This window comes from Devosia sp., assembly GCF_040509215.1.
In the GTDB taxonomy this organism is placed as follows: Bacteria; Pseudomonadota; Alphaproteobacteria; order Rhizobiales; family Devosiaceae; genus Devosia.
In genome coordinates this window covers 1-10642 of the sequence record NZ_JBEVLL010000144.1, presented here as the reverse complement: position 1 = coordinate 10642, position 10642 = coordinate 1, and the positions used below count along the sequence as shown (strand labels likewise).

The following is a 10642-nucleotide window of genomic DNA, read 5'->3' as shown; positions in this document are numbered from 1 at the left end:
CGCCATGCAGCTTTTCGACGCCTTCAATGGTCAGCGTCTTGGTGCCGATGCCCGAAATCTTGGCGCCCATGGCGACAAGGCATTCGGCGACATTGGTGATTTCCGGCTCCTGCGCCGCATTCTCGATAACGGTCGTGCCCTTGGCGAGCGTCGCCGCCATCAGCAGCGTATGGGTGGCGCCAACCGAAACCGTTGGGAAAACGATGCGATTGCCGACAAGACCGCCCTTGGGCGCGCGGGCAACCACATAGCCCTCGTCGATATCGATCTCGGCGCCGAGTTCCTTGAGGCCAAAGAGAAAGAGATCAACCGGGCGGGTACCGATGGCACAGCCACCGGGGAGAGACACGCGGGCCTCGTGGCAGCGGGCAAGCAGCGGCCCGATGACCCAGAAGCTGGCGCGCATCTTCGAGACGAGGTCATAGGGCGCGGTGGTGTCGACGATATCGGCGGCATGAAAGGTCATGCGCTGGCCAACACCATCCGATTCGCCGCGACGGCGACCGTGCACGGCGATATCGACGCCGTGATTCTCGAGAATGCGTTCGAGCTGCTTCACGTCGGCGAGACGCGGCACATTGCTGAGAACGAGCGGCTCATCGGTGAGCAGCGAGGCGATCATCAGGGGCAGGGCGGCATTCTTGGCGCCCGAAATGATGATGTCCCCATTGAGCGGATTCCCGCCGACCAAACGAATACGATCCATGAAATGGTTCCTCTGAACCGGCCCTGACTGGGCCTTCTACCTGTGGAGGAGGTAGGCGAGGTCTTCGTTGCCACGTAAGCTAGACCAGCCGCGCTCATGCGAATATGTGACGTTCCTAGTTCGCCCGAAAATGATTTACGGTTTCTTGACCGCGATCGTTTCGGGTGCCGGAGCATCATCCCGGGCAGCGCGAGCCCTGGCCTGATCCTTTCGGCGCTTGAGGTTCTCCCGAAGCTTTGCGGCTAATCTTTGCTCGCGGGCAGAAGCTTCGTTCGACTTACTCATCGCCTTCCTGGCTATCGGTGATTCACAGTGGCCGTTGATAGGCGTTTTTTGCGCTTGCGTCGAGAGAATCCCTATGGCACTAGAGCGCCCGTCGCCGAGAGGGATTACCCCGGCGCCATCAGATGCTGCCGTAGCTCAGTGGTAGAGCACTCCCTTGGTAAGGGAGAGGCCGACAGTTCAATCCTGTCCGGCAGCACCAGTTCATCTCTTTGATGAAAAACAACTCGCTGATTTTAATGATTGTTCCGTGGCTGCTGCTGATGCGCGGTGTGACGCGCATGGCCGTGTCGCAGCGATGGGTCCAGTTCTTCTGACGATAGCGCAGTAGCGCGTGCGCAACCGATGGGTGTTGGCGCCGTTCCTTATCGACAACGGAGGGGCGCGGGGATGGAAATCAAGGGAAAAGGCATCGGCGGCTTGGTGCTTGGCGTGGTTTTGATCGTCGTTGTCTTGGCTGTCGCCTACGTCTTGTTCACGCACGGCGGCGTTGGGCCGACAGTGCCCGACCGGACCAATGATGAGATGGAAGTCGCGCCGTCCTAGGCACGAAAAGCCTCGGCCGTGATCGTGGTTGCCAGCCATTCACTGTGGATATTTGAGAGGGTGGCACCCCCGTGCGCTTCGGCTTGGGGGCGGAGGTCTGCGTTTGTCATTCGCTCCGGCAACCGCGCTCGTTCATCGGCGTTGTGTTGGAGATCAGAGGAGGACGCAATGTACGACGAGGACAAGACCGGGCTGGAATTCATGGAAGGCTTTTCGCTGCTCGCCATCGCCCTGTGGGTCGGTGGGGCGGCTCTTTTGTTGAGCCTCGTGATCCTGGGAAATGCTCGGGTTTGAGCTTGCGCCAAGAGGAGATGTTGAGATGACCCAGCACGTGCCGCCGACCATGCGCGAACCCAAGGGTGATCATAACCGCCGCCTCTCGCTTGGCATGGAGCCTGACCGTTTTGCGGCCGCCGCCGGCGTTACGGTGGAGGAATTGCGCGAATACGAGAGCACCGGTCCCGATCATGACTTTGATTTGAGCGTGGCGGAGCGCGTGGGGACGGCACTCGAGCGCCTCGAAGCCAACCCGCCGACCAGCCAGAAGGTCGTCAATTAGGCGGCGTTATATCGGCACGCCCTTGATCTGACATCAGGCCTCGCACGAGCAATTTTCGCCTAGAGAATTGCCTTGCCCGGCGCTGCAAACGGCTTGCGTCTCCAGACGGCCCTTCTGCTCTACCACCACTCTCCCAAACAGCCTTGGCTGACCTCGTAAAAAACCGGCCACTAGAAGGCAGCAGATGCATCAGCCTAAGCCCAATGCCGTATCGCGCAGCCACAAGATGCGTTTCAGCGCCGAGCCGAGAAATGGCGGCACACGCTTCAAGATCTGGGCCCCAAAAGCCAAGCTGATGCAGCTCAAGATCAAGGGTCGGCGCAAACTGCTGGAGATGGATGCCATCGGTGACGGCTGGCATCGGCTTGATGTCGACGGTGTCAAAGAAGGTACGCAATACAAATACGTGCTGCCCGGCGGCGATGCGATCCCCGATCCCACCTCCCGCTACCAGCCCGACGGTATCCACGGCTTCAGTGAGGTGATCGAGCCGAAATCCTTCCAGTGGACCGACGCCGACTGGACCGGTCGCCCTTGGGAAGAGGCGATCATTTACGAGATGCATATCGGCACCTTCACCGAGGAAGGCACGTTCGCCGCCGCCGAGGCCAAGCTCGATCACCTTGCCGCCCTTGGCATCACCGCCATCCAGATCATGCCGATTGCCCAATTTCACGGGCGGTTCAACTGGGGCTATGACGGCGCCATGTGGTTCGCGCCGCAATCGAGCTATGGGCGCCCGGAGGACCTCAAGGCCTTCGTCAACTCAGCGCATCGCCGCTCGATGATGGTTTTTCTCGATGTCGTCTACAATCACCTCGGCGCACACGGAAACTACCTTCCAGCCATCGCTCCGATCTTCACGCGGAAGCACGAGAGCCCCTGGGGCGATGCGATCAATTTTGACGACACCGATGCGGCGGTCGTTCGCGAACTGATTGTCGAAAATGCGCTCTATTGGACGAGCGAATTCAATTTCGACGGGCTTCGTTTCGACTCGGTTCACACCATGGACGACGAGAGCCCCAGCCATATTCTCGAGCTCTTGGCGGCGCGCATTCGTGCTGCGCGGCCGCATCGCCACACCCATCTGATTCTCGAAAATTCGGACAATCAGGAACGATGGCTGCGGCGAAACAGCCAATCGGAGCCGGTGCATTACACCGCCCAATGGAATGACGATCTCCACCACCTGCTGCATGCCGCCGCGACCGGGGAAAACACCGGCTATTATGCCGATTTCGATAACCTCGAGGCGCGCTGCGACAAGCTTGCGCGGGCGCTGGCAGAGGGCTTTGCCTATCAGGGCGAAGTAAAACCCCATGAAGGCATGAAGCGGGGCGAGCCGAGCAGCGGCCTGCCGGCGACGTCTTTCGTGGTCTACATGCAGGACCATGATCAGGTCGGCAACCGGGTCAAGGGCGACCGGATCACGAAGCTCGCCGACGAAGAGGCGGTCAAGGCGCTGACGGCGGTCTATCTCCTCTCCCCGCAAATCCCCATGCTGTTTCAGGGCGAGGAATGGGCGAGCACGCAGCCTTTCCCGTTCTTCTCCGATGTTCCCGCCGAGATGCGCGACGCGGTCCGCAAGGGGCGGCAGGAGCAACTCAAGACCGCCCCCGAGCACGACGATGCCAGCAAGCCCGATGTCGAGGAGGCTGTCGATCCAACGAGCGCCAAGACCTTCTCATCCGCCAAGCTCGATTGGGATAATCTGGGCAAGGAGCCGCATTCGCGATGGTTCAAGCATTATCGGGCGCTTGTCGATGTGCGGAAAATGGAGATCATCCCGCGCCTGATGGGACAGCAGGGCTTTGCGTCGCGCTACGAGGTGCTCGGCCTCAAGGCGGCGCATGTCGCCTGGCGGATGGGCGATGGCTCCACGCTGCGTCTTTATGCCAACCTCGCCAATGACACCCAGCCGGATATGCCGGCCATTCTTGGTCGGACGATCCACCTCCAGGGCTTTGCCGAAGAGGGCAGGCTGGGTCCGTGGACGGTGTTGTGGACGGTGGAAGTGTAAGTTCGGACACGGGCCGCTTCACCAAAAACGCCTGGCCTTATTCGGGACGCGCAACTTTTGCGCGGCGACGCCGTTGGCAAGTCCCGGAGTGCGCGCTGTTTTCGCGATGCGCGACGGCCTGGGCTGGTATGAGGCGCAAACAATGACGAACGACCCCTGGCGGGATTTGGCTTTCGAACAGGAAGTTCGGGAAACCGCCTACTTTTTCTGGGAACAGGATGGCCGACCCGAAGGCCAGGAGAAAGAATACTGGTTCCGCGCGCTCGACCGGTGCCTGCGCAAGCGCGAGGCCGATCGGGCGCTGCAGGACGGACCGCCGCCTGGCCCGGAACGCTGACGATGTGCATGAAGAGGGGATTGACCTTCGCCCCGCGCTGTCAGCAAATTTGCCTGTCTGGCATCTAGCGCGATCCATTCGCGCGGCCCGGCTTCCGCGGATACATCGTGAACCACATTGCGGCTGATCTGCTCACAAGGTTCCGTTTGCTTTTTGCAGACCCCGGTTCGCATCGCGCCTGGGCGCTCGCCGCCAATGACGGCATCATCGCCACGGCCGGCATCTTAGAGGGGTTCGCCGGCGCGGGCGCAGATGCCGCGACCCTGGCTCTCGCCGGCATGGCCGCGATGGTGTCGGGAATGCTCACCGCGGGCGGCGCCAAATGGGCCGAAACGGCATCGGAGCGTGAAGCCCAGTTAAGCGCAATCGAAGAGGAGCGGCAGGAGATCAAGCGCCAGCCCGGCGTCGAATTCGACGAGCTGCTGGCTTATTACGAGCAAAAGGGCTTGTCCTCTGACCTTGCAAGGGATGTCGCCACGCAGATGATGAAGCGCTCTCCGCTCAAGGCCCAGTTGGAGAGCGAGCACGGCATCGTCGAGGTCGTTTCTCGCGGTGATATCGTCCAGGCCAGCCTCGGCACGGCGATTTCCTACGCGATCGGCGCGTCAGTTCCGTTGCTGGTGACCATCATGGTGCCGATCGAGGTCGAGACCTGGCTGGTGCTCGCGGCGGTAATGGTTTCGCTCGCGCTGACCTCGATACTGGCGGCTCGGGCCGGACGGCAGGACCTCAACCGCACATTGCTCCGCACGCTCATCATCGCCACTGTCACGATTGGCGTGAGCTACCTTTTGGGCAAGCTGGCCTTCTGAGAGGGCTTTGATTGACGGTGGCACCCCGCAGGTCTAGCGTCTCGGCCCAAGGGCGTAAGGGTCCGGTGACGTGCTCCGGGCTCTCGACAGATTCACTCGGAGGATAGTGCATGTCGATTTCCAGCCGCTCAGAACAGGCTTTGCTCAGCCACGACGAGAATGAGGTGGTCAAGACCACCCATCACCCCGCCATCATGGACATGACGCCGGACGATCTGCGGGCCAATCGGCCGCGGCTTCGGCAGATGTACGAAAAGGAACGCACGCTCGCCTGGCAAAAGCGCCGCGAAGTTCGCGGCAAGGCCGAGCCACGCGGCGGCAGCTTTCCGGGCACGGCCGAGCGCTCGCTCAGCCGCAAGCAGGTCTTTGCCGGTGCATTGCAACGCCTCAACAAGGAAATCAGCCGCCTCGATCGTCTTGCTGCCCGCTCGGCAACGGCCGCCGGTGCACACCGCGCTCTTGCGCTGCGCAAGGCGGGCGAAGCGGCACAACACCCGGCACCCGGCAAATCCGCCCGCTCGGGCATGAAGGCCAAGGTCAGCGCACGCGGCGGCACGAAGGTCAATCCCGCCAAGGTGGGGCGCGTCTCCCAGGCCACCAAGAACGCTCAGGCTGCCCGCGACAACCGCACTTGAACGGGCTGACGGGCTCTAGGCGAGGAGGAAGGCCGCTCCTGTCGCGAGGGCAATGAGCGCGGTGATCGAGAGGAAGCCGGCGGCCAGCACGCGGCCGCCCGAGGCGAGGATCGAGCGCAGGTTGACCGAGAGACCCAGGGCCGCCATTGAAACCAAGGTCAGCCAGCCCGAGGCATTCTGGAGCGCCGGCAGCACGCTTTCGGGTAGAAGATTGGCTGATCTCGCGCCCATCATGGCGAGAAAGCCGATGATGAACCATGGGAGGAGCGTTGCGAGCGGTAGCGTGCCGCGTTCGCGGTTCTTCTGCATGAGGCCGAGGCCAAGCACGACAGGGCCGAGCATCAGCACGCGGATCAATTTGACCAGCGTGCCGATCTGCGTGCTCATCGCGCCAACCGGCACGGTGGCGGCAAGCACCTGCGGCACCGCATAGACACTGAGCCCGGCGACGACGCCATATTGCCATTCGCTACCACCGAAGAGCCGGAAACCGAGCGGCAGCAACAGCACGACAAGCACGCCGAGCGCGGCGGTGAAGGCGATGGAGGCGGCAACGTCCTTGGCTGGCGCCTCGATGACAGGGGCGGTCGCCATGATGGCCGAATTGCCGCAAATGGAATTGCCACAGGCAACCAGCGTCGCAAGGCGCGGATCAAGGCCGAGGGCGCGGCCAATGCCATAGCTGAGCGCCAGGGCGATCACGACGAACAGGGCGATGGCGCCGACCATCAGCGGGCCGATCTGCAGCACAGCTCCGGCGCTGATCGTGCCGCCGAGAAGGACGATGGCGATTTCGAGAATGGTCTTGGCCGCAAACTGCACCCCGGCGCGGAAGCGTGCAGCAAGCCCGAAGAGGCTATGAACCGCAATCCCGGCGATGATTGCCACCACCAACCCGTCAAGGGCGACCGAGCTAAGCACATGCCGCTGCAGGCGTTCGGCAAGCAAGGCCAGCGCCGTTATGCCAATGGCCAGCGCCAGGCCGGGACCAAGTTGCCGAAAATGAGATAAAGCGAGCACAATTTGCTCCAATGCAGATGCATTGAAGGGTGAGGCTTGCAATCATTAAGTTCCATCGCATAATTCTGCATGTTTCATGCAGTTTTTCCGTATAGACCATGACCATCGAGCAATTGGCCATCTTCATCGCGGTGGCGGAGCGCCAGCACCTGACGCAGGGCGCGGCGGCCATCGGCTTGACGCCTTCGGCCGCCAGCGCGGCGATCAAGGCGCTTGAAGCCTTTCATTCCGTCCGTCTGTTCGACCGGGTCGGCCGACGCATCGAATTGACCCGCGACGGCATGGCCTTTCTCGAAGAGGCGCGGCAGACGCTCGCCCGTGTTCGACAGGCCGAACAGGCGCTCAACGATCTCGGCGGCCTCAAGCGCGGCACGCTCGATGTCATGGCCAGCCAGACCGTCGCGAACTATTGGCTGCCATCGCGTCTTCTCGCCTTCACCTCGGCCCATCCGGGGATTGCGATCAACTTTGCCGCCGCCAATACCAATGAGGTGGCCGGGGCGGTCATTTCCGGGGCGGCAGAACTCGGCATTGTCGAAGGCCATGTCGATGCGCCCGTGCTGGCGACCCGCCCCATTGTCCGGGACCGGCTGGTGGCGGTTTCCAAACCAGATGTCGCTCTCGCACAGCCGCGGTTTTCGGATTTTCGCTGGATCATGCGCGAGCCCGGCTCGGGAACGCGGGCCGAGTTCGTCGCGGGGCTCTTCACGCTCGGCATCGATCCGGCCACCCTGACTGTCGCCCTGGCGCTGCCAACCAATGAAGCGGTGCTCAATGCCGTCCTAAACAGCGATTGCGCCGCGGCCTTGTCCGAAATGGTGGTCGCCCCGTTTGTCGCCGCCGGGCGCCTCACCATCCTGAACTTTGAATTGCCACAGCGTAATTTTAGCCTCCTCTATCACCGCGAGCGCCGGCCCTCGGCTGCGGCGAGGGCGTTTCGCGATCTTTGTCTTTTGGAAGGGAGCTAGGCATGGAGGAGAACGCTGGTGGTTGCCTCTGCGGCGCTGTGCGGTTCGTCGCCTCCGGGCGCCCGTTCCGGGTTGGCATCTGCCACTGCATGGATTGCCGCAAGCACCATGGGGCACTGTTTCATGTCTCGGCGATTTTTCCCGATACGGCCGTGAGCATTTCGGGCGAGGTGCGCGACTATGCCGGGCGCTTCTTCTGCCCGCGCTGCGGCTCATCGGTGTTTTCGCGCAGTGGCGACGAGGTGGAAATCAATCTCGGCGCGCTCGATGCCCCCGATCGGTTTCAGCCGACCTATGAGCTCTGGACCATTCGCCGCGAGGCCTGGTTGCCGCCCTTTCCACTCGACCGGCATTATGAGCGCGATCGGACGAGCGAGGGTCGCACCGAAGACTAGGTCCTTGTGGGTTAAGTCGCCAGAAAATCGGTAAAAGTTGACCTTTGTACTCAAATCCCGTTCCATGCGCGCGCTGGAGGGGAGGGGTGTCTTTATGCTGAGTTTTTCGACTGACGATGTGGCCCCCCGGGACCGCTTCGAGCACTGGCGCGAGGTGCGGAGCAGGGAGCTGTTCGGCGTCACCATCGAGCTGCCGGCCGAGCGCCGCGCGGCTTTTGCCGGCTCGTTTCGCGCCAAGAAACTCGGCAGCGCGGTGGTCTCGGAAATCGTGGCCTCGTCCTACATCGTTCGCCGCACCGAGGCCGATATTGCGCGGGTGGCGGGCAACAGTCTTTGCCTTGGGATGCAGGTTCGCGGACCCGGCCGGCTCGATACCGGCGCGGGGCGCAGCGAGCCGATCGCCAATGGCGACATGATCATCAACCATTCCGATCTTCCCTATGGTGCGACGCCCGGCACCAATGGCGGCTTCCATTTCCGCATGCTGAAAATTCCGGTGAGCGACGAGCTGACGCTGGGCCGGTCCATATCCGATCTCAGCGCGGCGCGGCCCATGGAAGGAAGCAAGGTGCTGCGCCCGCTGCGGGCTTTGCTCGATGCGTTGACTTCGGACAAGCGCGCCACGACGGACCCACGCGATATCGTCCACATTGCCCGGCTTGGGTTGGCGGCGCGGGGGCGGCTGGCCGAAAGCCTGCCCGAGGTGCGCAGCGCCATTCGCGCCGGCCTTCGTTACCTCGCCCTCGATATCATGGCCGACCAGTATCACCAGATCGACCTGACCCCGGCGCTCGTCGCCCGCAGTCTTGGCCTGTCGGTGCGACACCTGCATCTGCTGTTCGAAGACGCTGACAACACCTTCAGCCGGACGCTCGCGCTCATGCGCTGTGAGGAGGCGCGCAGGATGCTTGTGGCGCGACCGGATTTGACCGTGGCGCAGGTGGCCTATGCTTCGGGTTTTGAGAGCCTTGCCACCTTCTATCGCGTCTTCCGCAGCGTCTACGGCATGGCGCCGGGCGATGCGCGGCAATTGAGCTAGGTCACTAGAACAGCACGATATTTCCCTGGCCAATCCATGTCCGGGGCTGGCATTGCCGCCGGCATGCGGCTAGCTTCGCCTTGGCGCCATGCGGGGCGTTCAAGACGTCTGGGGACGACATGGCCACAGCTTCCACCATGACTGGCTCTACCTGGGGAGAGCGCCTGAAGCTGCGCGTCTCGACAATAGTCTGGTTTTTGCTGGCGCTGGCCTTCGTGCTCGGGCTGCCGGTGCTGCTCGATGTCCACGTCCTTCTGCTTGTGGCGATTGCCTTTCTGGCGCTGCTCCTCGCCTTTCCCTTCGCCTGGTTTGTGCGTCTGATCTTTGGCGGACAGCGTCGGCAGCCCTGGGGCTGGAGTTTTGCCAAGGCGTTCCTGGCGCTGGTTTTCGCCATCACGACGCTGATCGCCGCGCCGCTTTATTTTCTGGCCTTTCGCACCGAACTCGCTCCGCTCACCGTGCCGCAGGCCACCCTGTCCAATGGCCAGAAGACGGTGGTGTTCCAGGGCATGATGCATATCGGCTCGGAAGGCTTCTACAAGAGCGTGATCTACGACCTCGAAAAGGCGCTGAGCGAGGGCTACGCGATCTATTATGAGGGCGTGCGCGGCGATCCCGCCGGCGACAAGTGGTTTGCCGACACGCTGGCCGGTGGCGGTGATCTCAACACCAATTACGAGACCTTTGGCGATGCCTGCGGCCTGCAGTTCCAGGGGCCGTATTTCGAGCTGCTCGCCGGCGACATGAAGGCCCGCCCCGAGCGCCATGTTGAAGCCGACGTCTCGGCCGCTGACATGATGCGCGAATATCAGCGGCTCATGGATACCGATCCCGAATTTGCCGCGGCGGTTGAAAAGGACCAGCCCGCGCCGCCCGACAGCGGCGAGGCGGACCAGACAACGCAGATGTTCGGTTGGCTCGCCAATGCCACGCCCGGCCAGCGAAAAATCCTCGGGCTGGCGTGCCGTGGCTGGATGACCATGCTCATGGGCGCCAAGACGGCACCCTCGGCGCTCGATCCGGTCATCCTCGATTTCCGCAACCAAAAGCTTGCCGAACGCATCGTGACGAGCGCCGACGACAAGATTTTCATCACCTATGGCGCGGGGCACCTGCCGGGCCTGCTCGACGATCTGCAGAAGTCCGACCCCGCCTGGGAGATCAAGTCGCTCAAATGGATGCGGACCATCGAGACCCCGGAGGATCTAGAAGGACAGATCTAGCGACAGTCGGCGGTACTCAGATTGTCACCCCGGCGAAGGCCCATCCTGAGATCTCAAGATGGATCCCGGCCTTCGCCGGGATGACAGCCGGTGTTTT

General features: G+C 62.4%; 13 protein-coding genes and 1 tRNA gene. 12 read left to right on the top strand and 2 right to left on the bottom strand.

Annotated elements, in window-relative coordinates; translation table 11 throughout:
• A partial coding sequence (locus ABW043_RS07865) for a UDP-N-acetylglucosamine 1-carboxyvinyltransferase (RefSeq protein WP_353920666.1) occupies positions 1–706 on the bottom strand: 706 nt, incomplete at its 3' end.
• A gap of 409 nt (positions 707–1115) precedes the next feature.
• On the opposite strand from ABW043_RS07865, the gene ABW043_RS07860 reads away from it, so the two are divergent.
• From ABW043_RS07860 to ABW043_RS07825, 8 genes are all read left to right on the top strand, one after another.
• Positions 1116–1190: transfer RNA gene (locus ABW043_RS07860), tRNA-Thr, on the top strand.
• Positions 1191–1378: 188 nt separating this feature from the next.
• Positions 1379–1534, top strand: coding sequence for a hypothetical protein (locus ABW043_RS07855; protein ID WP_353920665.1), 156 nt, complete (start codon positions 1379–1381; stop codon positions 1532–1534).
• A gap of 168 nt (positions 1535–1702) precedes the next feature.
• On the top strand, positions 1703–1828 hold the full coding sequence (locus ABW043_RS07850; protein ID WP_353920664.1) for a hypothetical protein: 126 nt from the start codon (positions 1703–1705) through the stop codon (positions 1826–1828).
• A gap of 25 nt (positions 1829–1853) precedes the next feature.
• Positions 1854–2093: a hypothetical protein gene (locus ABW043_RS07845; RefSeq protein WP_353920663.1), complete on the top strand. Its 240-nt coding sequence runs from the start codon at positions 1854–1856 to the stop codon at positions 2091–2093.
• 184 nt (positions 2094–2277) lie between these two features.
• Positions 2278–4116 carry a malto-oligosyltrehalose trehalohydrolase gene (treZ, locus tag ABW043_RS07840; protein WP_353920662.1) on the top strand — a complete coding sequence of 613 codons (1839 nt, stop codon included), beginning with the start codon at positions 2278–2280 and terminating at the stop codon, positions 4114–4116.
• Between the two features lie 88 nt (positions 4117–4204).
• Positions 4205–4453: a DUF2934 domain-containing protein gene (locus ABW043_RS07835; protein ID WP_353920661.1), complete on the top strand. Its 249-nt coding sequence runs from the start codon at positions 4205–4207 to the stop codon at positions 4451–4453.
• 107 nt (positions 4454–4560) lie between these two features.
• Positions 4561–5265 carry a VIT1/CCC1 transporter family protein gene (locus tag ABW043_RS07830; protein WP_353920660.1) on the top strand — a complete coding sequence of 235 codons (705 nt, stop codon included), beginning with the start codon at positions 4561–4563 and terminating at the stop codon, positions 5263–5265.
• Between the two features lie 110 nt (positions 5266–5375).
• Positions 5376–5900, top strand: a complete 525-nt coding sequence (locus ABW043_RS07825) for a hypothetical protein (RefSeq protein WP_353920659.1) — start codon at positions 5376–5378, stop codon at positions 5898–5900.
• 15 nt (positions 5901–5915) lie between these two features.
• On the opposite strand, the gene ABW043_RS07820 is transcribed toward ABW043_RS07825, so the two are convergent.
• Positions 5916–6920 (bottom strand): YeiH family protein, encoded by a 1005-nt coding sequence (locus ABW043_RS07820; protein ID WP_353920658.1) that lies wholly within the window; start codon positions 6918–6920, stop codon positions 5916–5918.
• A 98-nt stretch (positions 6921–7018) separates the two neighbouring features.
• Here ABW043_RS07820 and ABW043_RS07815 point away from each other — a divergent pair, with 98 nt between their 5' ends.
• From ABW043_RS07815 to ABW043_RS07800, 4 genes are all read left to right on the top strand, one after another.
• A complete protein-coding gene (locus ABW043_RS07815) occupies positions 7019–7888 on the top strand; it encodes a LysR family transcriptional regulator (RefSeq protein ID WP_353920657.1) in 870 nt (289 codons plus the stop codon).
• Between the two features lie 2 nt (positions 7889–7890).
• The gene (locus ABW043_RS07810; protein ID WP_353920656.1) at positions 7891–8283 is read left to right on the top strand and encodes a GFA family protein; all 393 of its coding nucleotides are present in this window, start codon (positions 7891–7893) and stop codon (positions 8281–8283) included.
• 94 nt (positions 8284–8377) lie between these two features.
• Positions 8378–9322, top strand: a complete 945-nt coding sequence (locus tag ABW043_RS07805; RefSeq protein ID WP_353920655.1) for an AraC family transcriptional regulator — start codon at positions 8378–8380, stop codon at positions 9320–9322.
• Between the two features lie 119 nt (positions 9323–9441).
• The gene (locus ABW043_RS07800) at positions 9442–10545 is read left to right on the top strand and encodes a hypothetical protein (RefSeq protein WP_353920654.1); all 1104 of its coding nucleotides are present in this window, start codon (positions 9442–9444) and stop codon (positions 10543–10545) included.
• Positions 10546–10642 lie beyond the last annotated feature (97 nt).